Origin of the sequence: Janthinobacterium sp. EB271-G4-7A, assembly GCF_020858075.1 — a bacterium.
GTDB lineage: Bacteria > Pseudomonadota > Gammaproteobacteria > Burkholderiales > Burkholderiaceae_D > Janthinobacterium > Janthinobacterium lividum.
Window position 1 is genome coordinate 2903962 of the sequence record NZ_JACYMI010000001.1, and the last position, 23893, is coordinate 2927854.

At 65.0% G+C, this 23893-nt stretch carries 17 protein-coding genes; 11 read left to right on the top strand and 6 right to left on the bottom strand.

The window, feature by feature from the left end; translation table 11 throughout:
• The first annotated feature begins 4 nt into the window (after positions 1–4).
• Together IGS58_RS13195 and IGS58_RS13200 are read left to right on the top strand one after the other, a co-directional pair.
• Positions 5–697, top strand: coding sequence for a tetratricopeptide repeat protein (locus tag IGS58_RS13195; RefSeq protein ID WP_230521654.1), 693 nt, complete (start codon positions 5–7; stop codon positions 695–697).
• 297 nt (positions 698–994) lie between these two features.
• Complete coding sequence (locus IGS58_RS13200) at positions 995–2431, top strand: catalase (protein ID WP_230521655.1); 1437 nt, start codon at positions 995–997, stop codon at positions 2429–2431.
• A gap of 89 nt (positions 2432–2520) precedes the next feature.
• Here IGS58_RS13200 and IGS58_RS13205 read toward each other — a convergent pair whose 3' ends face one another.
• Both IGS58_RS13205 and IGS58_RS13210 read right to left on the bottom strand, forming a co-directional pair.
• The gene (locus IGS58_RS13205) at positions 2521–2868 is read right to left on the bottom strand and encodes a hypothetical protein (protein ID WP_230521656.1); all 348 of its coding nucleotides are present in this window, start codon (positions 2866–2868) and stop codon (positions 2521–2523) included.
• 170 nt (positions 2869–3038) lie between these two features.
• Positions 3039–4220 (bottom strand): S1 family peptidase, encoded by a 1182-nt coding sequence (locus IGS58_RS13210; RefSeq protein WP_230521657.1) that lies wholly within the window; start codon positions 4218–4220, stop codon positions 3039–3041.
• A gap of 255 nt (positions 4221–4475) precedes the next feature.
• On the opposite strand from IGS58_RS13210, the gene IGS58_RS13215 reads away from it, so the two are divergent.
• From IGS58_RS13215 to IGS58_RS13225, 3 genes are read left to right on the top strand one after another with little or no spacing between them, the layout of a single operon-like run.
• On the top strand, positions 4476–6440 hold the full coding sequence (locus IGS58_RS13215) for a serine protein kinase (RefSeq protein ID WP_230521658.1): 1965 nt from the start codon (positions 4476–4478) through the stop codon (positions 6438–6440).
• A 2-nt stretch (positions 6441–6442) separates the two neighbouring features.
• Positions 6443–7729, top strand: a complete 1287-nt coding sequence (locus IGS58_RS13220; RefSeq protein WP_230521659.1) for a DUF444 family protein — start codon at positions 6443–6445, stop codon at positions 7727–7729.
• Positions 7726–9252 carry a SpoVR family protein gene (locus IGS58_RS13225; RefSeq protein WP_230521660.1) on the top strand — a complete coding sequence of 509 codons (1527 nt, stop codon included), beginning with the start codon at positions 7726–7728 and terminating at the stop codon, positions 9250–9252. The genes IGS58_RS13220 and IGS58_RS13225 overlap by 4 nt, the downstream gene beginning before the upstream one ends.
• 109 nt (positions 9253–9361) lie before the next feature.
• On the opposite strand, the gene IGS58_RS13230 is transcribed toward IGS58_RS13225, so the two are convergent.
• On the bottom strand, positions 9362–10615 hold the full coding sequence (locus IGS58_RS13230; RefSeq protein WP_230521661.1) for an SDR family oxidoreductase: 1254 nt from the start codon (positions 10613–10615) through the stop codon (positions 9362–9364).
• A complete protein-coding gene (locus IGS58_RS13235; protein WP_230521662.1) occupies positions 10603–11907 on the bottom strand; it encodes a nucleotide sugar dehydrogenase in 1305 nt (434 codons plus the stop codon). Before IGS58_RS13235 ends, IGS58_RS13230 begins: the two co-directional genes overlap by 13 nt.
• Positions 11908–12126: 219 nt before the next feature.
• On the opposite strand from IGS58_RS13235, the gene prsT reads away from it, so the two are divergent.
• From prsT to IGS58_RS13250, 3 genes are read left to right on the top strand one after another with little or no spacing between them, the layout of a single operon-like run.
• Positions 12127–14910, top strand: coding sequence for an XrtA/PEP-CTERM system TPR-repeat protein PrsT (gene prsT / locus IGS58_RS13240; RefSeq protein ID WP_230521663.1), 2784 nt, complete (start codon positions 12127–12129; stop codon positions 14908–14910).
• 3 nt (positions 14911–14913) lie between these two features.
• Positions 14914–17391, top strand: coding sequence for a hypothetical protein (locus IGS58_RS13245; RefSeq protein WP_230521664.1), 2478 nt, complete (start codon positions 14914–14916; stop codon positions 17389–17391).
• The gene (locus IGS58_RS13250; protein ID WP_230521665.1) at positions 17388–18152 is read left to right on the top strand and encodes a S1 family peptidase; all 765 of its coding nucleotides are present in this window, start codon (positions 17388–17390) and stop codon (positions 18150–18152) included. The genes IGS58_RS13245 and IGS58_RS13250 overlap by 4 nt, the downstream gene beginning before the upstream one ends.
• Before the next feature lie 4 nt (positions 18153–18156).
• On the opposite strand, the gene IGS58_RS13255 is transcribed toward IGS58_RS13250, so the two are convergent.
• Together IGS58_RS13255 and IGS58_RS13260 are read right to left on the bottom strand one after the other, a co-directional pair.
• Complete coding sequence (locus IGS58_RS13255) at positions 18157–18903, bottom strand: N-acyl amino acid synthase FeeM domain-containing protein (protein WP_070254398.1); 747 nt, start codon at positions 18901–18903, stop codon at positions 18157–18159.
• 200 nt (positions 18904–19103) lie between these two features.
• Entirely contained in the window at positions 19104–19727 is a 624-nt protein-coding gene (locus IGS58_RS13260; protein ID WP_070254397.1) for an XrtA/PEP-CTERM system exopolysaccharide export protein, read from the bottom strand.
• A 255-nt stretch (positions 19728–19982) separates the two neighbouring features.
• On the opposite strand from IGS58_RS13260, the gene IGS58_RS13265 reads away from it, so the two are divergent.
• The 3 genes from IGS58_RS13265 to IGS58_RS13275 are packed head-to-tail and all read left to right on the top strand — an operon-like array spanning position 19983 to position 23893.
• A complete protein-coding gene (locus IGS58_RS13265) occupies positions 19983–21512 on the top strand; it encodes an XrtA system polysaccharide chain length determinant (RefSeq protein WP_070254396.1) in 1530 nt (509 codons plus the stop codon).
• 16 nt (positions 21513–21528) lie between these two features.
• A complete protein-coding gene (locus IGS58_RS13270; RefSeq protein ID WP_230521666.1) occupies positions 21529–22371 on the top strand; it encodes an XrtA-associated tyrosine autokinase in 843 nt (280 codons plus the stop codon).
• Positions 22355–23893 (top strand): TIGR03016 family PEP-CTERM system-associated outer membrane protein, encoded by a 1539-nt coding sequence (locus IGS58_RS13275; protein ID WP_230521667.1) that lies wholly within the window; start codon positions 22355–22357, stop codon positions 23891–23893. Before IGS58_RS13270 ends, IGS58_RS13275 begins: the two co-directional genes overlap by 17 nt.

Genomic DNA, 23893 nt, shown 5'->3' on the forward strand with positions numbered 1-23893 from the left:
CCAGATGAAACACGCACTCTCCCTCCCCGCCGTCGTGCTGGCTGCAGCCCTGGCCGCCTGCCAGGCGTCGCCACCGCCCACGGCGGCGGAAATCGAAGCCGTCGCCATGCATGCGCGCCAGGCGGGCGACCGCCAGGCCGAGCGCAAGGTCCGCGGCTGGGCCGGCAAGGACATGCCAGTCGCCGAGCGCGAACTGGCGCTGATTTACCAGCCCCGTCCCGAACGCCGCGCCGAGGCACTGAGCCTGTTCGAACAGGCAGCCCGCGCGGGCGACACGGAAGCGGCCTTCGAGCTGGGCCAGATGCTGCGCGCCGCCACGCCAGGCCATGCCTGGCTGTGGTACCGGCAAGCGGCACATCAGGGCCACGCGAAGGCGGCCCTGATGCTGGGCTTGCTGGCGGCAAATGGCGAAGGCGTGCCGAAAGATCAAGGTGAAGCGGCGCGCTGGCTGGACAAGTCCAGCGAGCTGGGCAATCCACACGCCATGTTCCTGCTGTACAACGCCTACCGCGAAGGCCGCGGCGTGCCGCGCAACCTGGCCAGGGGCCGCGAATTGCTGGAGGAAGCGACCCACCATGAATACCCGCCCGCCATCCAGGAACTGGCCATGACGGTGCAGGCGGACGACGCCCTGCGCGCCGGCCACCTGATGAAGGAAGCGACGGAACACCGGCATAACAATTGGAACCGTTTTTAAAAAACTGGGTTTTAAAATCTGGACAAAAGGCCAGTGGCGTGAGCTAGGCCTGTCTTTATATACTTGTAACTTGCAAGCGTGCGGGAGCGGCAGCCAATCAGCGCTTATGATACAAGGACGCCGCCTGTGCTTGCATGGGCGGCGTGGCAAGCCGTCTCGCACAAAAAGGTTTACACTGGTTTGCATTTTAGAAATTTTACTCTGGACCAGCCCCGGTGAGTGTTCATTCAACCCAGCCAGTGTTTGAGTAGCGCCGGTGCGTCCATTGCTCTGCCTAGCCATGAAAGAAAGAGTCCAATGAAAAAGCTGACCACCGCCTTTGGCGCGCCTGTAGTCGACAACCAGAACATCCAGACGGCCAGCCCCCGCGGCCCCGCCCTGCTGCAAGATGTGTGGTTCCTGGAAAAGCTGGCCCACTTCGACCGCGAAGTCATTCCCGAGCGCCGCATGCACGCCAAGGGTTCCGGCGCGCACGGCACGTTTACCGTCACGCACGATATCACGCGCTACACGCGCGCGAAAATCTTTGGCGAAGTGGGCAAGAAAACGCCGATGTTCGCGCGCTTTTCCACGGTGGCCGGCGAACGGGGCGCGGCGGACGCGGAACGCGATATCCGCGGCTTCGCCCTGAAGTTCTACACGGAAGAAGGCAACTGGGACCTGGTCGGCAACAATACACCCGTGTTTTTCATGCGCGACCCATTGAAATTTCCCGATTTGAATCACGCCATCAAGCGCGACCCGCGCACGGGCTTGCGCAGCGCCAACAGCAACTGGGACTTCTGGACCTCGCTGCCCGAAGCCCTGCACCAGGTCACGGTGGTGATGAGCGACCGTGGCTTGCCGCGCAGCTTCCGCCACATGCACGGCTTCGGCAGCCATACCTTCAGCTTCCTGAATGCGCAAAACGAGCGTTTCTGGGTCAAGTTCACCTTTAAAACCCAGCAAGGGATTCAAAACCTGACGGATGCCGAAGCAGAGGAACTGGTGGGCAAGGACCGCGAAAGCTCGCACCGCGACCTGTACGAGAGCATCGAAAACAAGGATTTCCCCCGCTGGACCCTGTATGTGCAGATCATGCCGGAAAAAGAGGCAGGCACGTATCACCTCAACCCGTTCGACCTGTCGAAAGTATGGCCGCACGGCGACTATCCGCTGATCGAAGTGGGCGTGCTGGAACTGAACCGCAATGCGGACAATCACTTTGCCGAAGTGGAACAGGCCGCCTTCAACCCGGCCAACGTGGTGCCCGGCATCAGCTTTTCGCCAGACAAGATGCTGCAAGGCCGGCTGTTCTCGTATGGCGACGCGCAGCGCTACCGCCTCGGCGTCAACCACAGCCATATCCCTGTCAACGCGCCGAAATGCCCGTTCCACAGCTATCACCGCGACGGCCAGATGCGGGTCGACGGCAACCAGGGCGGAACCTTGGGCTATGAACCGAACAGCGAGCAGGAATGGGCCGAGCAGCCCGATTTCCGCGAACCGCCGCTGAGCATCGAGGGCGCGGCCGACCACTGGAACCACCGTGTCGACGAGGATTACTATTCGCAGCCGCGCGCCCTGTTCCGCCTGATGACCCCGGCACAGCAGCAAGCCTTGTTCGACAACACGGCGCGCGCCATCTCGGGCGCCTCTGAGCAAGTCAAGCAACGCCACATCGGCAACTGCACCCTGTGCGACCCTGCCTATGGCGCGGGCGTGGCTGAAGCGATCGGCCGCCTGAGCAAATAAGGCGGGCGGATAAGCGAAGCCGAAGGCCTGGCAACAGGTCTTCCTGCGGCTATGCGCAGCCCGGCGGCCTGGCCGTCGGGCTCGCCTACCTACCAGCGCTGGATGTCGATCTGGCCCGTGATGCTCGTCTCCACCGGATAGCCCTCGACCTGCAACGGCACGCGCCGCTTGACGGACGCGTCGCGCAGATACACGACAAGCGCTTCCTTGCCCACGGCCGTCTGCCCCAGGCTGACGCCTTCCACGCCATCGATGGCCATCAGCGCCCGCTCGTTGCGCCGCTTTGCCGCTTCCAGGCGGCCCGGGGGCGCGGCAGGGGCGTAGTATCCCTGGCCCGCGCCGCCCATTCCCTGTCCAGAGGCATCATCCGGCAAATACGGCATGGCGGCGTCCTCGAAGACGGCATACGGCGATTGTGCGAATTTACTGTTTGACATGACACACCCTCCTGATGCATTCCATGATACACCCGGCCATCCGGCGTTGCAGCACGCTTCGCCGGCCAACACCATGCGTGGCTGCTGCCCTTGACTAATATCATCATCGTGCAAAAGACAGCGTTATGCAAGGCGGCGCAACGCCGCCGCGCCATGCCCTTGCAGCGGGCTCAGGTGTACAAATTGATGTCGAGCGCCACCACCACCCTCCGCATCTGGTTGGCAAACGTGATATTGCCGCCACCGGCAAACAGCAGGCCGACGGGATTGCGCTGCTGGTTCCACGTCCAGATGGACGAGCCGGAATCGCCGCCCGCGCTGAACGCCCCGCTGACGCCCGTGATGGCGATCTGGTCCTGGAACAACGCGATCCTGCCGCCGCCGTAATTGACGTTGATGGTGGCGCCCAGGCCCGTGATGCGGCCCTGCGTCAGCTGCGTCGTGCGACCGGACTTGCCAACCATCATGCCCAGCGCGGGCGCCACCAGCGCATTGCTGATGCGGAAGTACGCCGGCACGCCGCCGCTCAGGTAGACCAGTTCGGGTCGCACGCGGTCTGGCCAGGCCCAGCCGGTGGCGCAATCGACGAAATTGACGCCGCCGCTGAAATTGATGGGCACGAAGCGCTCGAGCACGGCCACCTGGTCTTGCGGGCAGCGGCCGCCATCGATGGGGCCCGGCTGCACGATGCAGTCGTTGAACACGCCGCCATTGGAATTGGCCAGCACATGATTATTGCTAAGAATCATCAAACGACTGTTGCGCGGCGCGCTGCGCCCCACGGCCAGGCAGCCGATGGTGCCGGCCGTGATGCGGAAATGCCCGACCGACACACCGCCCGGCGCCGGGCGCAAACGGAAGCGGTGCGGTTGCGCATCGATCACGCCCGTGACGACGATGTTGACGGGCACCCTGTCGCTGGACACGGCGCGCACGCCCATGGCTCCCACGATGGCGGCCTTGGCACGGTCGACGGAAGTGGGCTCGGCCACGTACAGGGTCAGGGCCGGCAAGCCCGGTTCGCCGGACGAACTGTCGCTGGCGCCCTCGCCCAGGCCGATAGACACGCCCTGGATATTGCCGCCGTCGCTGAAGGCGTCGGCCGCGCGCACGCCGCCCGCCTGGGAAATGCTTTGGCGCATGCCGTCTTCGATACTGCGCTTGATTTCCAGCAATTCCATGCTGACGCCGCTCAAGGCGTCGGGCACGTCCGAGACGGACGCGCTCTCGATCGTATTATCGTCTTCGCCAGGGACGGAAAATTGGCCGACGGCCTCTTCATCGTCCGCGCTCTGTCCCCTGCCGCTGGCGCCAGGCGGGGCGCTGAAACCATTCTCGTTGCCTATCATCATGTTCTCCTCGTGGGTCGCCGCAAACCATCAGTCTGGACGGACCGCGCGGGCCGGTATTGATCTGGATTGAACTGCGCTGGCGCATGGCGGCCCTGCCCAACGGGGGCAGCGAGGATAAAAATAGTTCCCTCGTCAAGGTTGAGCGAGATCAGGCGTGCGGCCAGAGGTGGCGCCGTATACTTGGCTGACAGGCTGGAACCGGGCCTGCTCCACGGCAGCAACGGTATGGATGGGGAAACAATGACGAGCCCTGGTATGACACGCCACGACGACGCGCCCGCGGGCGAGCAAGCAGGCCAGCATGCGGGTTTTGTGCACGGCATGGCGGCCTGGGCGGCAAAACACCGCATCCGCCCATGGGGCGGCAGTTTTGCCGACTTCATCGAGCAGATCCTGCCCGGCCGCGCGGCCCTGCTGACGCGCAGCGCGCACCAGTACCTGTGGGACATGATGCGCTGGAACGGCCAGACCGATGACAACGGGCGCTTCCGCTGCCGCCTGTTCGACGACGAGCTGTTCGGCATTGACGAGGCGATCGACCGGGTTGCCGCCTACTTCAAAGCCGCCGCCGCCGGCTCCGAGGTGGGCCGGCGCATGTTGCTATTGCTGGGCCCGCCGTCGGGCGGCAAATCGACCATGGTGATCCTGCTCAAGCGGGGGCTGGAAGAATACAGCCACAGTAGCGAAGGCGCGCTGTACGGCATCGCCGGCTGTCCCGTGCACGAATCGCCGCTGCATCTGGTGCCGCACAGCATGCGCGCCGACTTTCGCGCCAGCTATGATGCCGAGCTGCAGGGCGAACTGTGCCCCCATTGCCGCGCCCGCCTGGAAGAACAGTACGCAGGCGATTTCCTGCGCATGCCCGTCGAGCGCATCCACCTGTCCGAGGCGGGCCGCTGCGGCATCGGCACGTATGCGCCGCACGATCCCACCACGGCCGACCTGGCCGACCTGGTCGGTTCCGTCGATCTGTCGAAAGTGGCACAGTACGGCGACGAAGGCGATCCGCGCGCCTGGTCGTGGTCCGGCGCGGTATACGCGGCCAGCCGCGGCATGCTGGAAATGATCGAGATCCTCAAGGTCAAGCGGGAATTCCTCTATTTACTATTGACCCTGACGCAGGAAAAGAATGTCAAGGTGTCGCGCTTTCCCCTGATCTATCTCGACGAAACCATCCTCGCGCACACGAATCTGGCCGAATTTCGCAAATTCCTGCAAGAAAGCGAAAACGAGGCGCTGCTCGACCGCATGGTCATCGTGCAAGTGCCGTACACGCTCAATTACCGCGAGGAAGCACGCATCTACCGCAAGTTGATCCTGGCGGCCGCGCCCGCCTTCCGCGACGTACACCTCGATCCGCACGTGCTGCATGCGGCGGCCGTGTTTGCCATCCTCAGCCGTCTGCCCGAAGGCGAGGACAAGGAGGCCGAGCTGGTCAAGAAACTGCGCATCTGCGCCGACGAAGACGTGGACGACTTGCAGCCGGCCGACATCCGCCGCATGCGCGAGCGCGACAAGGCGCCCGACGAAGGCCTGTCGGGCGTGTCGCCCCGTTTCGTCATCAATGCCCTGTCGCACGCCATCATTTCCGCCCAGCGCAACAGCCTGTCCACCATGGATGTGCTGCTGGCCCTGAAGGACGGCATCGAAAACGATGCGCGCATCGAACCACGGCGCAAGCGCAAGTGGGTCGATTACCTGGTGCTCACGCGCAAGGATTTCTATAACCGCTGGGTCAAGGCTGACGTGCACAAGGCCCTGTTCGTGTCGTTCGAGCAGGAAGCGCAAGACTTGCTGAACAAATATCTCGATGAAGTCGAAGCCATGCTCGACAACCGCCAGATCCGCGATCCCATCACCAGCGAAGAGCGCCGTCCCGACGAACGGTTCCTGCGCGCCGTGGAAGAAAAAATCCACATCAGCGACTCGGGCAAGCAGTCTTTCCGACAAGAAGTGGTGCGCAAGGCCATGAGCGCCTTCAAGCGGGGCGAGCCATTTGGCCTGGGCAGCCATGCGCAACTGCACGACGCCATCCAGCAATACCTGTTTGAGCAGCGGCGCGACGTGCTGCGCCTGGTCGGCTCGGCCAAGCGCCCCGACGACGACGTGCGGTCCAGGATATCGGCCGTCGAGCAGCGCCTGGTCGACGAATACGGCTATGACGCCCATAGCGCGCGCGAAGCGCTCAACTACGTAACCACCTTGCTGGCGCAGGAATAGCCATGTCCGCCACGACCTCTCCAGGCAACGGCAATCAGCATGGCCCTCCGGCAAGGGATGACCGCGCAGGCTCGCCAGCCACGGCAAGCAAGGTGCATTCCGCCGGCGCGACAGCGCCAACGGGCACCGCGCCTGCCTTGGCCCAGCCGTGGTACGGGCTGTTCTCGCGCGGCGCGCGCGACTGGCTGCGCCACAACCAGAAAGTGCGCGACGCCGTGCAGGCGCACTTGCCCGAGCTGATCGCCACGCCTGACCTGATCGGCGGGCCGCAGCAACGCACGGTGCAAGTGCCCATGCGCCTGCTCGAACATGCGCGCTTCCGCCTGGCGCCCGCGCGCAGCAGCGTGGGCGCGGGCCAGGGTGGCGGCCAGCCCGGCGATCTCCTGCGCGCGGCCCGCCCCGCCGCCACGGGCGGGGCGGGAACGCAAGGCGAAGGCGGCGATGGCGAGGGCGCGGTGCGCCTGCTGCTCGAGTTTCCCATCGACGATATTCTCGACTGGTTGTGGGACGCCTTCGAGCTGCCGCACCTGAAGCCGCGCCACCTGGGCGCCATCGATGAAGTCCGGCTCGTGCGTAGCGGCCTGGACCGTCATGGTGCCCGTTCGGGCCTGGACCGGCGGCGCACTGTCAAGGAAGCCATCAAGCGGCGCGCCTTGCAAACGCAACCCGTGCCCTTCACCAATGACGACTTGCGCTACCGCCAGGTGCTGCCACAGCCCCGCCCCAGCGCGAATGCCGTCGTGTTTTTCGTGCTGGACGTGTCGGCCAGCATGGCGCAGGCCGAGCGCAAGCTGGCCAAATCCTTCTTTTTCTTTGCCTTGCAGGGCTTGCGCCGCAGATATGTGCGCGTGGAAACGCGCTTTATCGCCCATACGACGCGGGCGTGGGAGTTTTCCGAAGCCGAGTTCTTCCAGGTCAACGGCATGGGCGGCACCATGGCTTCCACCGCCTTTCGCCTGAGCCGGGAGCTGCTGCAGGAACACTACGCGCCGGGACGCTACAACGCCTATCTGTTCTATGCTTCCGATGGCGAGAATTTCAGCGAAGACCGGGGAGCGACCAGCCTGGTCCTGGGCGAACTGGGCACCTTGCTCAACTATATGGGCTATGTGGAAACCGTGCCTGGCGTGCCGCGCAGCCTGGAAACGGAAATGCACAGCCTGTGCGCCGAGCAGGAACGGCGCGGCTTGCCCTTGCACAGCAGCATCCTCAGCAAAAATGACGATATCTGGGCGGCCATCCGCACCTTTTTCCAGCACGAGGCGGCAGAAACGGAGGAACCGCCATGACCCGGACGGACGCTCAGCGCCACGGCGACACGGCCAATACGGCAGACATAGCCAGCCTGGACAGCTACGCGGCGCGCATTGAAGCGCTGGCGCGGGAACTGGGGCTGGCATTTGCACCCGTCGAGTTCGAGCTGGTGCCGGACAGCTTCATGGCCGAGATCGCCATCTATGGCTTGCCCGTGCGCATGCGCCACTGGTCGTTCGGCGTGCGCTACATCCACCAGCTCGTGCATCAAAAGATGGGCAACTCGCATATGTTCGAAGTCATGTTCCCCGGCGACCCTTGCCATGCCTACATGGCCGAACACAATTCCGTGGCGGAAAACACCCTCGTCACAGCGCATGTGCTGGGCCACGCCGACTTTGCCAGCCGCAATGCCCTGTTCCTGCGTTTCGGCGCGATGGCGGGCCAGCACATCCTGGAACAAAGCGCGGCACGGGCACAGCGTCTCGAAATGGCGCTGCAACGCCACGGGCAGGAGCAGGTGGAAACCGTGCTCGACGCGGCACTGGCGCTGGAACAGCATGTGGACATCCACGCCGAGCTGCACCGCCCGCCCTATGCGGCATCCGGGCCAGCCTGTGCGGCGGGTACGCGCGACAGGACCAGCGACGACGCTCCTTTTGCACAACGCTACCGGCGCCTGCCCGGCGAAGCGGCCGCGCGGGCGGCCCACGAGGCGGCACGGGCACGCGTGACGCAGCGCCCGCTCCTGCCGCCGCAGCCCGAATACGATTTATTATGGTTCATCGCGCAATATGCGCCGGAGCTGGCCGACTGGGAACGCGATATTTTCCTGGCCGTGCGCGAAGAGTCGTTTTACTTCTATCCCGTGTACGCCTGCCAGATCATGAACGAAGGCTGGGCCTCGTACTGGCATGCGCGGCTACTGCGCGAAGCCGACTTCCTGCCGCCGGCCTTGTATCTGTCCGCCATCAAGTCGCATTCGGACGTGGTGCGTCCTTACGCGGGCGAGCACCAGCAGGCGCTGGCCGTCAATCCCTATCACCTGGGCTTTTGCATGTGGGAACACATCATCGAGCGCAAAGGATTGGCGCGGGCGCGCCAGATTTGCCGCGACGACGATGACTGCAGTTTCATACGCAACTATCTGGACGGCGAACTGGCTGACCGCCTGGGCCTGTTCGTGCATGAAAGCCGCCGCGATGGCGAAACGCGCCTGGCCAGCCGCGACTTGCGGGCCATCCGCGAAGCCATCCTGGCGCCCAAATACAACTATGGCGCACCGTGCATCGCCGTGACCCTGCTCAATGACGACGGCAGCCTGGTGCTGCGCCACGATCACCAGCGCGACGGGCGCGGCCTTGACCTGGAGCGGGCGGAACAGGTGCTGGCCTACATCGCCCGCGTCTGGCGCCGCCCCGTCACCCTGCATACGGCTGATTTCCGCGGCACGCCCCGGGTTCTGCGCAGCAAGACCGACGGCGTACCGGAGCCGCCCGAACCGGCAGCATCATCAACAACGTCAACAACGCCGACAGCGCCGCCCGTGCAACGCTAGACGACAGGAGGCCGAGCGAATATCAAGCATATGTGTCGGGCATGTGTATCGGACGCGTGGATCAGGCCTGGATCGGACACCGGCTACGGAAGCCAGCTGCGCGCCCACCTCAGGTGCGGCCAGCCTGCGCCACATACCAGGCGATGGTGTGCCGCAAGCCTTGCGCCAGGTTGTGCGTGGGTACATAGCCGAGCAAACGGGCCGCCTTGGCGATGTCCGCCTGCGAATGGCGCACGTCGCCGGCGCGAAACTCGCCGTACTGCGGCGCCTGCTGCACGTGCTGCGGGTGGACGGCCAGCAGCATCTGCTGCATGGTGGCATGCAGCTGCGTCAGGCTGGTGCGGGCGTTGACGGCCACGTTGTAGACCTGGTTCACGGCCGCCGGGTCGGTGCCGGTGGCGGCGAGGATATTGGCTTGCACGGCATTGTGCACGAAGCAGAAGTCGCGGCTGGTGGCGCCGTCGCCATGGATGTGCACGGCCTGGTTGTCCAGCATGGCGGCGATCCAGCGGGGAATGACGGCCGCGTAGGCACCCAGCGGATCCTGGCGCGGACCGAAGACATTGAAATAGCGCAGTCCCACCGTCTGCATGGCGTAGCAGCGCGCATACACTTGCGCATACAGTTCGTTGACATATTTACTCAAGGCATACGGCGACAAGGGCGAGCCGATGTGCTGTTCCACTTTCGGCAGGGCCGGATGGTCGCCATACGTGGCGCTGGAAGCCGCGTACACGAAGCGCCGCACGCCTGCGTCGCGGGCGGCGGCCAGCATGTTCAGGAAGCCGCTGACATTGACGGCGTGGCACAGCAGCGGGTCTTCCAGCGAACGCGAGACGGAACCGAGCGCCGCCTGGTGCAGCACATAATCGACGGCGACGGCTGCGCCGGAACCGTCCGGACCGGCACGGCCACGCCCGGCCAAACTGCCGCCGGGACCGCTACCACCATCGGCAGCGCTTGTCTCACCATCGGTCTCACTGCCGCCCAGGCCGATGCCGGCGGCCTGCACCGGCGCACCACACGCGCGCGCGCACGCCTGCGGGTCGCGGATATCGCCTTCGATGAAGGTGAAGCGCCGCCACGCCTGTTCTCCCACGCTGGCGCGCACCAGTTCCAGGTTGTGCCGGTGGCCTGTCATGAAATTGTCGAGCCCGCGCACTTCCTGGCCCAGGTGCAGCAAGGTTTCCAGCAGGTGCGAACCGATGAAGCCGGCCACGCCCGTCACCAGCCAGCGGCGCGGTGCGCTGGCCAGCTGCGCGCACGCTTGCGCGTAGGCGCCGGCAGCCGGGCTGCCAGCAGTGGCGCCTTGCGCCGTGTTTGCAGCCCGGTCGAAGGCATCGGCCGCCATCACAGCCGCCATACGTGCAGGCCGCCATCCTCGAGCGGACGGGGGTCGAAATGCGATTTGATGTCGATGAAGCAGCCATTTTCCTGCACCTTGGCCTGGAAATCGGCCAGCGGGCGGGCCAGCAGGGCCTGGTGCGAAACGGCGCTGATGATGGCCTCGGCCCGCGGCAGCTGCTCCCAGCTTTCCAGCGATAGCCCGTATTCTTCCAGCGCTTCACGGCCATCGGCGACGGGATCGTGCACATGGACCTGCACGCCGTACGATTGCAATTCGTGGATCATGTCGACCACTTTCGAGTTGCGCAGGTCCGGGCAATTTTCCTTGAAGGTCAGGCCCAGCACGTTCACATGCGAGCCCTTCAATTTGAAGCCGGCGCGCACCATCTCCTTGATGGTTTTTTCCGCCACGAACTTGGCCATGCCGTCGTTGATGCGGCGCCCGGCCAGGATCACGTGCGGGTGGTAGCCGAGCATTTCCGCCTTGTGCGTCAAATAGTATGGGTCGACGCCGATGCAGTGGCCGCCCACGAGTCCGGGCCGGAACGGCAGAAAATTCCATTTCGTGCCCGCCGCCTGCAGCACTTCCAGGGTATCGATGCCGATGCGGTCGAAGATGATGGCCAGCTCGTTCATCAGCGCGATATTCAGGTCGCGCTGCGTGTTTTCGATCACCTTGGCCGCCTCGGCCACGCGAATGCTCGAGGCACGGTGCACGCCGGCCTCGACCACGCCTTCGTACAGGGTGGCCACCTTGTCCAGGGTGGCCGCATCGTCGCCCGAGACCACCTTGCGAATGCTGTGCAGGGTATGATCCCTGTCGCCCGGGTTGATGCGCTCGGGTGAAAAGCCCACATGAAAATCCTCCTTCCAGCGCAGGCCCGAATGCTGCTCGAGGATGGGGATGCAGATTTCCTCGGTGGCGCCCGGATACACGGTGGATTCGTAGATGACGATGGCGCCGCGCCGCATGTGGCGGCCGACGGCCGCGCTGGCGCCGGCCAGGGCCGAGAAATCGGGATTGTGCGCGCTGTCGACGGGCGTGGGCACGGCCACGACGATGAAATCGGCCAGTTGCAGCTCGGCTGGATCGCAGCCGACGCTCAGCCATTGCGCGGCCAGCAGCTGTTCATGGCTGACTTCGCCCGTCGGGTCGATGTGGCGCTGGTAGCTTTCCACCTTGCGGACCGACAAGTCAAAGCCGATCGTGCGCTGGCGCATGCCAAACGCCACGGCCAGTTGCAAGCCCACATAACCGAGCCCCACCACCGCCACCACACCCGCATTGCTACCCACATTGCTGTCCATATGCTTGTGCTCCGAATGGTTGCGGCCTGAGCATCGCCGTCCGGGAAATTCTACGGTTGCCGGTCCGGCCATTCTTGAGCGGGAACAAGAAACACGGGCCGGCGGCCAGCAGGCGCGCCGACAATCGGCGGCTTGTTGAGCGCAATCAAGGAGACCGGCGGCCATCTTTTTAAGCTAGGCCATGCCGATTCCTCATGCACACCGTTACCGGAGACTTCCATGGCCCGTTCCCTGCCCCGCCCTTTCCCTGGCCTGCCTGCCGCCGCGCTGTGCTGCACCCTGCTGCTGCCCCTGCTGACGGCGTGCCACGGCACGCAGAGCAGCGAGACCCTGATGGCCGACGCGCAGCAGTACCGCCAGAAAGGCGAAGCACGGGCCGCCATCATCCAGTTGAAGAACCTGCTGCAAAAGGAACCGGACAATGCGGCCGCGCGCTTGCTGCTGGGCAGCATCTATATCGACACGGGAGAAGCGCTGTCGGCCGAGAAAGAATTGCGCAAGGCAAAGTCGCTGGGCCTGGCGTCGCAGCAAGTGATGCCATTGCTGGGCAAGGCCTGGCTGATGCTGGGCCAGTTCGACAAGGTGCTGGCCGAGATCGCCGACGATGCAGCGCAACCCGCCAGCGTGCTGGCCCTGCGCGGCGATGCCTTGCTGGCCCTGGGCCGCCGGGACGAGGCGCGCGCCCTGTACTCGCGCCTGCTCGAAGCCCATCCCGACCACGTCGAGGCCTTGCTGGGCCTGGCACGCCTGGCGGCGCTGGACCAGCAAGTGCCGGCGGCCGAGCTGCTGCTGGCGCAAGCCTTGAAAAGCGCGCCCGCCAACCTGGACGCCTTGCGCCTGCAGGGCGATTTGCTGCGCCTGCAAGGCAGGAACGGCGCGGCGCGGCTCGCCTACATGCGGATACTCAAGATAAAACCGGACAATACCCAGGCGCATATCGACCTGGCCAACCTCGACATCGTGGAAAAGCACTACCTGGAAGCGGCGGCCCAGCTGGCCACGGCGCGCAAGACGGCTCCCAACAGCCTGGGCTTGCTGCAGACGCAGGCGCTGCTCGACTTCCGCCAGGGCAAGAACAAGGCGGCCTTGCAAGCTTTGCAACTGGTGCTCAAGGCGGCGCCCGATCACATGCCGTCCATCCTGCTGGCCGGCGCCGTGCAACTGGCGCTCGGCTCGCCGCCCCAGGCGGAAACCTATCTGCAGCGCTTCCTGGCCGTGTACCCCAGGCATCTGTATGCCGTCAAGATGATGACCTCGATTGAGTTGATGCGCGGCAAGACCGATGCGGCCATCGGCTTGCTGCAACCGATGCTGGCCGCCTTCCCCGACGACGTGGAATTGCTGTCGCTGGCCGGCGAAGCCCACTTGCGCGCGCGCCAGTACGACAAGGCAACAGCGTATTTCGAACAGGCCAGCACCCTGGCGCCGGACACGGCCAGGCTGCACGCGGCGCTGGGTATCAGCCGCCTGGGCATGGGCGAGAACAGCCGCGCCATCAATGAACTGGAACGCGCCAGCATGCTCGACAAGAGCACGCCGCAAGCGGGCACCATGCTGGTGATGACCTTGCTGCGCAACAAGCAGAACGACAAGGCCCTGGCCAGCGTCAAGATGATGGAGCAACAGCAGAAAGGCACGAATCCCTTGCTGCTGAACCTGAAAGGCGGTGTCTACCTGGCCTTGCGCGACTTGCCCGCCGCGCGCGCCAGTTTCGAGCAAGCCCTGGGCATGGATCCCGTGTATTTACCTGCCTTGAACAACCTGGCACAGATCGACCTGGCCGAGAAAAAGCCGGAGCAGGCGAAACAGCGCTTCGAGCGGGCGCTGGCGAAGGCGCCGAAAAATGCCGACCTGTGCGCGGCGCTGGCCAAGCTGGCCGCATCGGAGGGCAAGACGGACGAGGCGCGGCGCTGGCTCGAACGGGCCCACCGCGACAATCCCGACGCCGTCGCGCCGGCTCTGCTGCTGAGTAACTTTTACCTGAAGACGGGCGCGCCCGACAAGGCGCTGGAACTGGCGCGCACCCTGCAGACGGGCCATCCGGGCGATGCCGATGCGCTGGCCCTGCGCGCCCAGGTCGAGTACAGCGCCGGCCAGGCACCGGCCGCGCTCGACAGCTACAGCAAGCTGGCCAGCCTGCAAACCACCTCCGCGCCCTTGCAGATGCGCATCGCCAGCCTGCACCTGGCGCTGGGCGACCATCATCATGCGCTGCAAGCCGTCAAGCGGGCGCAGGCGCTTGACCCGGCCTTGCTGGAAGCGCGCGTGGTGGAAGTGGCGATGCTGCTGAACCTGAACCGCCAGCGCGAGGCGCTGGCCGTGGCGCGCCACGTGCAGGAACAGCAGCCGAAGCTGGCAGCCGGCTACAAGCTCGAGGGCGACGTGCTGATGGAGCAAAAGCTGCCGCAGCAAGCCGTCAAGCTGTACCAGCACGCCTTCGGCATCAGCCCCATCGGCCCCTTGCAGGTGCAGCTCTACCGCGCCTTGCAGGCGTCGGGACAGGACCGCGAAGCCGAGACGCGCATGGCCGCCTGGCTGAAAGCCCATCCGGAAGACTTGCCGACACGCACCTATCTGGCGGGTACCCGGCTGGCAGCGAAGCAATACCGCGCCGCCATCGAGCACTTCCAGTATGTCGTTGCCAAGGACACGGGCAACGTGGTGGCGCTGAACGACCTGGCCTGGGCGTATCAGCAGGAAAAAGATCCGCGCGCGCAAGCCACGGCCGAGCAGGCACTCAAGCTGGCGCCCGACAATCCCGCCGTGCTCGACACCCTGGGCTGGATCGTGCTGGAGCAAGGCGACGTCAAGCGCGCCACGGCCCTGCTGCGCAAGGCGGCGGGCCTCGCGCCGAAATCGCCCGAAGTGCAGTATCACCTGGGCGCGGCACTGGCGAAATCGGGCGACAAGGGCGGTGCGCGCAAGCAACTGGAACAACTGCTGGCCGCCAACAAGGACTTTCCGCAGCGGGCCGCAGCGCAAGCCTTGCTGACCCAGCTGTAGGCCATGGCTGTGCACGCGGCCATGCCCGGCCTGGCGGCGCGGCCGCTGGCCTTGCTGGCGGGCACGGCCTGCGTGCTGGCCTTGCGCCATTATCCGCTGGGCCACGGCTGGCCCGGCCTGCTGTTTGCCGCCCTGCTGCCCGCGTATTTCCTGCTGCTGTGCTGGCGCCCCGCCTGCTGGCTGTTCTGCGTGCCCGCCCTGCTGCCCGTGCTGGACCTGGCGCCGTGGACGGGCTGGTTCTTCCTCGAAGAAATCGACGTGCTGCTGTTGCTGACGGTGGCTTGCGGCTACTGGCGTCTGGGCAGGCCGGCCCGGGGCGCAGCGGCGCGCCTCTCGCCGGCCGCCCGCGCCTGTGTGCTGCTGTGCAGCCTGGCCTGGCTGGCGGCGCTGCTGCGCGGCGTCCTGCCGCTGCCGCAGCTCGAGTTGAATGCCTGGGATAACTACCTGAGTCCCTATAACAGCTTGCGGCTCGGTAAAGCCTGGGCCTGGAGCATGCTGCTGCTGCCGATGCTGCTGCGCGACGCGGACCCTCCCGCCTTGCGCCGCTATGCGCTGCCGGGCATGCTGGCCGGGCTGGCCATGGTATCCCTGTTCGCGCTATGGGAACGGGCAGTGTTTCCCGGCCTGCTGAACCTGTCCAGCGATTACCGCATCACGGCGCCGTTTTCCGCCATGCACACGGGCGGCGCGGCGCTGGACGGCTACCTGGCCCTGAGCTTGCCGTTTGCCGCACTGTGGCTGGCGCGCGCCCGCAGCCGCTGGCAGGCGGCGCTGGCCATGCTGCTGGCCCTGGCCCTGCACGCGGCCTTCACCACCTTTTCACGGGGCCTGTACGCGGCGCTGGCAGCGGCCCTGCTGCTGGCATTCTGGCAAGCCCTGCGGACGGCGCCCGGCGCGGCGCGGCCACCGCAAGGCCAGCCGCCCGTGCGCCAACTCTTGCTGAAGCTGCTGCTGGCCGGCCTGGGCACCGTCCTGCTCGTATACATGTTCAGCCTGGCCGGCTACCGGGGCTTGCTCGCCGCCGCCGTCCTGCTTGCAGCCAGCTTCGTGCTGGCGGCGCGGCCCTTGCCGTGGCGCCTGGCGCCGGCCAGCCTGCTGTGCGCGCTGTGCCTGCAGGGCTTGCTGGCCGCCTGGTGGCCGGAGCCGGCCGTCCAGCAAACGGCCGGCTGGCTGAAAGGCCCGTATTTCCTGTTCCTGCTGGCCGCCGCGCTGCTGGCGGGCGCGTTGTGGCCCAGTGGCGCTGGGGGAAAAGGGCCAGCCAGGCTGGGCCTGGCGATGGTGGCGTGGACCATGCTGGCGTGCAATCTCGCCTGGATAGGCTGGCACTGGGCCGGTGCTTCCGCCCTGGCGCCGGCCGGCCTGGTCGTGCTGCTGGCCATGCTGATGCTGTGCAACGGACGCTTGCGCCCACCGCTGTGGCGGCTGGATCGGGCCAGCCTGAGCATCGCGGGCGCGGCCGGCATCCTGCTGCTGCTGGCCATTCCCGTCTCGGCCAGCTATTACGCCACCGAACGTTTCGCCACCACCGCCTTCGACATGCAAGGCCGCTTGCGCCATTGGCGCCAGGTGCTGGCGATGCAGCCGTCCGCTTGGGACGACCGCCTGTTCGGCATGGGCATGGGCAGCTTTCCCGCCACCTATTACTGGCACAATCCCCAGCGCGAGGTGCCGGCCAGCATCGCCTATGCGGAAGATGGCGGAAGCGAGGAAAACCCGGGTAACCGCTATGTGCGCCTGGCCAGTCCCGGCTACAGCGCCGGCTATGGCGAACTGCTGCGCCTGCTGCAACGCCTGCACGTGCAGCCGGCCACGCGCTACACCCTGGCGCTCGATGCACGCCGGAGCGGGCCCATGCCCGTGCTGCTGGTGCGCCTGTGCCAGCGGCAATTGCTGTATGCGCAAGGCTGCGTGCATGTCCCGCTGCGCCTGCGCGCGCCGCCGGCCAGCACGCCGGCCGACACGTGGCAGCACTACGAGGTGCCGTTCGACAGCGCCTGGCTGGGCGGGGGCGCCTGGCTGCTGCGCCCGCCCGTGCAACTGGAACTGGCGGCCAGCGGCACGGCCACCTCGTCCGTGATCGAAGTCGACAATCTGAGCTTGCGCGCGCCCGGCGGCGAGGAATTGATCGCAAACGGGCGCTTTACGCAGGCCAACAATTACTGGTTTTTCAGCAGCGACCATCATCACTTGCCGTGGCACATCAAGAGCCTGGCGCTGCATGTGCTGGTGGAAACGGGCTGGTGCGGCGCCCTGTCCATGCTGGCCCTGCTGGCCGTGGCCGGCCTGCGCCTGCTGCGCCAGGCCGCGCACGGCGATTCCTGCGCGCTGGCGTGCGCCGCCGCCCTGCTGGGTTTTCTCGTCGTCGGTCTGTTCGACAGCCTGCTCGACGTACCGCGCATCGCCCTGCTGTGCTATCTGATGCTGCTGTGCGCGCTGCTGCAGCCCCCGCCACCTCCGACCGTTGAAAGCGCGCCGCCATGAAATTCCTGTCTTCCGTCCTGTTGTTTTGCCTGGCCCTGGCCAACGTGCCGTGCCGCGCCGATGCGGCGCTGGCGCAAACCATCGCGCGCGTGAAACCGTCCATCGTTGGCGTGGGCAGCCTGCAAAAGACGCGCACGCCGCCCATGAATTTCATCGGCACGGGTTTCGTGACGGGCGACGGCTTGAGCGTGCTCACTTGCGCTCATGTGATCCAGAAACTGCTTGACGCTAACCCGAACGAAATCATCGGCATACTCACGGGCCAGGGCGAGGTGGCGCAATTCCGTCCCGCCAAGGTCCAGGCGCTGGATACGGAACACGACCTGGCCTTGCTGCGCCTGGCGGGCACGCCCCTGCCCGCCCTCGCGCTGGGCGACGCGGCCGCGGTGCGCGAAGGCCAGGCCATGGCGTTTACGGGATTTCCGCTAGGCACCTTGCTTGGTTTGCACCACGTGACGCACCGCGCCACCGTGTCATCGCTGACGCCGGTGGTCATGCCCAGCGAAAACGCGCAGCGCCTCGACGTGCGGCGCCTGGCGCAACTGCAAAAGGCGCCGTACACCGTGTTCCAGCTGGACGCGACGGCGTATCCGGGCAGCAGCGGCAGCCCCCTGTTCGATCCCGAGACCGGTCTCGTCTACGGCATCGTCAACATGGTGTACGTCAAGGGCCTCAAAGAGGCCGCCATCAGCGCGCCCAGCGGCATCACTTACGCGATTCCAGGCAGCTACATGCAGGCGATCTTGCTGAAAAACAAATGAGGTATCAGTTGCGCCCCTGCCTCAGCCGGTCCGTAATGCCAGGCTCATCCCATGTCGGAAAAAAAAAGGGGTAAAACGACCGTTCACCCCCATGCTGTTCCATCAGGCCACCGTATTTGCGGATCTGGGCCCCCATGTAATCGAGGTCCAGCCGTAGCAGCACGGCCGGCGCCCCCACGCGCGTGCACTCGCGCTCGCCGCCGAAGTCCTTGAAACCCAGCATGCGCTTGTAAAACACCACGTGGCGCGGGTTGACTTCGATCACGTAATCTGTAAAGCCGTGAATATTGTGGGCATAGATATAAGAAATATGAATCAGCGCCGCAAACACGCGCTTGCTCACGCCCTTGTCGATGGCCAGGCGTGATGGTTCGCACAGGCGCCGCCCCTCTTCGCGCAGCACGTCGAGCTTGTCGCGGAAGTTTTCATCGGCGGGCAGGCCTGTCTCGTCATTGTCGAGGCACAGTGTCATGGTGCCGACGGTGCTGCCGGCCGTTTCTGCAAACAGCGTGATTTTATTCAGGGCATGCGCGATGCCGGGATCGACGGCATAGCCGCGCCAGCCGTACATCTTGCGGATCAGCAAACTGGCCGCCTCGCGCCGGCCGCGCGAATTGGCCATGCGGATATGAAAGCGCTGCAGGTCGAGCTCATGCTCCATGGCAGGGTCGATCTGCCCCTCGCCCACCACCAGGTCACTGAAGGTGCCTGGCGTGTCGAAGGAAATAATGGGTTCATCTTCAAAGCTCATCTTGTCCTCACGTTCATCGGCCGCCGTCGAGACGGACTGAAGCCAATGCCTTGTGACAAGATAAAAACTGGAGAAGTTCCCACATCCAGCTAAAAAAACAGAAGAAATGTGCTATTCAATAGCAAAATTGCATGCTGAAATTTGCCCGCAAGTACAAAATGACAAATAAAAATGCTGTTTTGATATTGTCGAGCTTGCTATTAAAAGAAGCTTTCCGGTATCAGCAGCACATCGCCCGGCCGCATCATGACATTCGCGGAAATATCGCCTTCTTTCAATAAATCATCGAGGCGCACGCGCAGCTGCTGCTGGTTGCCTTCGCGCATGCGGATGATGCTGGCCTTGTTGCCAGCCGCAAAATCGGTAATGCCGCCCACGGCGATGAGCACGTCCATCAGCGACATGCCCAGCCGGTATGGCAGCGCCTGCGGCTTGGCCGCCTCGCCGATGACGCGGATCTGCTCGCCATACGGGCCCGAAAAATTGGTGACGATGACCGTCACCACGGGCTGCTGGATGAACTTGCTCAACGCTTGCTCGATGTCGCGCGCCAGCTGGGTCGACGTCTTGCCGCTGGCAGGCAAATCCTCGACCAGCGGCGTGGTGATCTTGCCGTCCGGCCGCACGGCCACCGTCAGCGACACTTCCGGGTTGCGCCAGACGATGATGTTGACGGAGTCGCCCGGTCCGATCAGGTAATCGTGCATGGGCGCGCTGTCGTCGGCCGGTGCCAGCGGATGGCGCGTGCGGCAGGCACCGAGCAGGCTGGCAGCGCCCGCCAGAACCAGCGTGTTGCAGACAAATGCACGGCGAAACGGATTCATGCGGAGCCTCTTCGAGTCGATGGCGCATCCATGGCCGGCCCCGCAGAACCAGCCTGGGCCGCGAACTTCCTATGATTATTAAAACTTGGCAAGAGAACCTTGAGGCGTATCAAGAAGCAATCATCTTGGGAAATCTTGCTTCACAGCCGCCCTATACTTTGCTTACCCAACAGGCAAGCATTTCTTGCAAGATGCCGTCGTTGTCCGCGCCGCCACCCCATCTACCGTGCAGCACCGTCACCTGAAGGAAGCGACATGGAAGAATTGATACAGCAACTGCTTTCCAGCCTGAAAGGTATCTGGAAATACCGCTGGCATGCGGTGCTGGTGGCGTGGCTGGTGGCCATCGCCGGCTTCATCAAGGTGATCACCCTGCCCGACGACTTCCAGACGTCGGCGCGCGTGTTTGTCGATACGCAAACCATCCTCAAACCGCTGATGGCCGGCATGACCAGCGTGCCGAACACGGAACAGCAGGTGGCCATCATGAGCCGCACCCTGCTCAGCCGGCCGAACGTGGAGCGCGTAATGCGCATGGTCGACCTCGACCTGGATTCGAAGACCGTGCGCGAGCACGAAGCCCAGCTCGACGACTTGATGAGCCGCATCAAGATCACCGGCACCAATGCCTATGACATCTACACCATCAGCTACAGCGGGCGCGACCCGAAGCTGGTGCGCGACGTGGTGCAAAGCCTGCTGACCATCTTTGTCGAAGGCAGTTTCCAGGGCAAGAAAGGGGATACGCAGAAGGCGGTGCAATTCATCGACGAGCAGATCAAGAATTACGAGGACAAGCTGAGCGCGGCGGAAAACCTGGTGAAGGAATTCAAGATCCGCAACAACCTGCTGCTGCCGCGCCAGGGCATCGATTATGGCAGCCAGCTGCTGATGTCATCCGATAGCCTGAACAATGCCAAGCTGGAACTGGTCGAGGCGGAACAATCGCGCAAGGCCATCCAGAGCCAGATCGAGGGCGACGAGCCCGTGCTCGACCTGGAGCCGAACGCTTCGGCCATCACGAATCCCGAACTCGACGAGCGCATCGCGTCGATCAACAAGAACCTCGACAGCCTGCGCATGCAATTTACGGAATTGCATCCCGACATCATTGCCTCGAAGCGCCTGGTGGCCCAGCTGGAAGAACGCAAGATCGAGGAAAGCAAGCTGAAAACGGCGGCCGGCGACCCGGGCAAGAACTACAGCCCCATGCTGCAGCAGCTGAAGGTGGCGTTGACGGACGCGGATGCCAAGGTGGCCGCCATCAAGGCCCGCGTGCAGGAATACAGCGCGCGCAATGAGCGCCTGCTGGCGCAGAGCAATGCCGTGCCCGAAGTGGAGTCGCAGCTGGCGCAGCTCAACCGCGACTACATCATCAACAAGGAAAACTATGAAAAGCTGATCGGCCGGCGCGAAGCGGCCAAGCTGTCGGGCGAACTCAGTTCCACCACCGAGATGATGGCCTTCAAGATCATCGACCCGCCCACGGTGCAATATGCGCCCGTCGGCCCGAACCGTCCGCTGCTGTTCAGCGCGGCGCTGGGCGCGGCCCTGGTGGCCGGCGTCGCCACGGCCCTGCTGATCAGCCAGGTGCGCCCCACCTTCCTCAGTCCCGCCGAACTGCGCGATGCCACGGGCTTGAACGTGCTGGGCACGGTATCGATGAACTGGACGGCGCTGCAGCAGGTGCGCCGCCGCCGCGCCCGCTATGGCTTTGGCGCCTGCCTGGGCAGCCTGTTCGTGCTGTACGGCGGGGTCATGACGGCCGCGCTGCTGAAATTCTAGATCCAGGGGAGCGACGATGACCAGCAAGGACAGCGGCAAGCAGGAACCCACGATCCTGGGCGTGGCCGAGGCCGGCGTGCCGTATGCTGCGGACGGTGCGCAGGGTGCGGAGGGCGCGGACACGGCCCGCTCGCCCCAGTACCGCCCCCTGAACCTGGCCCGGCTGGCCGAGCAAGGCATGCTCACGCACGATGGTGGGCGCAGCTCGGTGGCCGAGGATTTCCGCATCATCAAGCGCCCGCTGCTGCGCCAGGCGCGCGCCAGCGGCGCCGAGGCCATCCGCCACGGCAACCTGATCGTCGTCACCAGCGCCATGCCGGGCGAAGGCAAGACGTATTGCGCCATCAACCTGGCCATGAGCATCGCCATGGAAATGGATATCACGGTGCTGCTGGTCGATGCCGACGTGGCGCGCCCGTCCGTGCTGAAAGTACTGGGCCTGCCACCGGAACCGGGGCTGATGGACGTGCTGCTCGACCCGCAACTGGCCATGGCCGACGTGATTCTGAAAACCAACGTTGCCAACCTGAGCATCCTGCCCGCCGGGCGCAGCAACAAGCACGCGACGGAATTGCTGGCCAGCCGCGCCATGAGCCGGTTGCTGGCCGAGATCGCCAGCCGCTATGCCGACCGCATCGTCGTCTTCGACTCGCCGCCCCTGCTGATCACCAGCGAGGCGCACGCGCTGGTGGGGCAGATGGGACAAGTGGTGATGGTGGTCGAGGCGGAAACGACGACCCAGCACGCCGTCAAGGAAGCGCTGCGCCAGATCGAGTCGTGCGAACACATTCATTTGATCTACAACAAGACCAAATCGTTCCCCGGCAACGACTACTACGGCTATGGCCATTACGATTAGCCGCGGGGTTTCGCTACCGCCGCCGCTGCTGCTGCCCTTGCTATCCCTGCTGCTGCCCCTGCCGGCCGGCGCCGTCGACTGGCTGGTGAAACCGTCGCTGCGCCAGCGTGTAAGCTATACGGACAACGCCTTGCGCGCACCGCCCGGCCAGGCGCAATCGGACTTCATCACGGAGATCGCACCCGCCATCGCCCTCATCGGCACGGGTCCCCGCCTGCGCCTGCACCTCGATTACAGCTGGCACAAATACCTGTCCGGACAACGTGCCGATACGGACAACCACGAACTGGCCGCCTCGGCGGACGCCGAGCTGGTCAAGGACTGGTTCTTCATCGATGCGAACGCCAGCGTGAGCCGGCGCAACATCTCGCCGTTCGGCCCGCAATTGATAGCCGACCTGCCCGGCACGGACAATGCCAGCACCGTGCGCACCACCGGCATCAGCCCCTACCTGCGCCACCGTTTCCGCGGCCTGGCCACGGCCGAGCTGCGCTACACGCGCAACACGGTCGACAGTGGCGGCGCACTGCTGTCCGTGCACAGCGATGAAATGGAGTTACTGCTCAGCGGCGAGCCGCGCGCCAGCGGCTGGACCTGGAACGCCAGCCACGACGTGCGCCGCACGCAGGACAGCAAGCTGGCCCCCGTGCGCATGCAGCGCAGCAGCGTGGGCCTGCGCTATCCGTTCAGCAGCAAATGGGCGGCCACGGCCAGCGGCGGCATGGAAAAGGAAGGCTATCTGTCAAACACCGGCAAGGCGCCGGCAGGCCGCTTCTGGTCGCTGGGCGGCGTGTGGACGCCGTCGCCGCGCACCAGCGTGGCCTTCAGCACGGGCAAGCGCTTCTTTGGCCACACCTACAGCCTGGACGCCACTTTCCTGCAGCGCCATACCAACTGGCAACTCAATTACAGCGAAAACATCACCACCATGCCCACGCAGTTTTCGCGCCTGGGCGACCGCGACGCAGGCCGGCTGCTCGATCAATTGTGGCGCGGCATCTTTCCCAACGCGCGCGACCGGCGCCTGCGCATCGATGCATTCCTGCGCTACGCCAACAGCCTGGGGCCGGAACGGGGCGCCATCAATTACTTCAGCCACCGCTATTTCCTGCAAAAACAGCTGAAGCTGACGATGGCGCGCGCCACGGCGAAAAGCACGATGATCGCTGGCGTCACGGCTGTCGACCGCACGGCGCAAACGGCCAGCGGCATCGACAGCGGCTTGCTGCCCGGCGTGGAGTTCGGCAGCGAAGACCGCACGCGCCAGATCGGCGGCAACGTGGGCTGGAGCTGGCAAGCCAGCTCGCGCACCAGCGTGAATGTCAATGCCGGCTACGCCAGCGTGCGCTCGCTGAGCGTGCCCCGGCGCGACAACAACATCACCCTGACGGCCGGCTACACGCGCATCCTGCAGCCGGACATGACGGCCAGCATCGACGTGCGGCACACGCGGCACGCCAGCAACCACGGCGGCGACTACCGCGAAAACGGCGTCAGCGCCACGCTTACCATGCAATTCTAA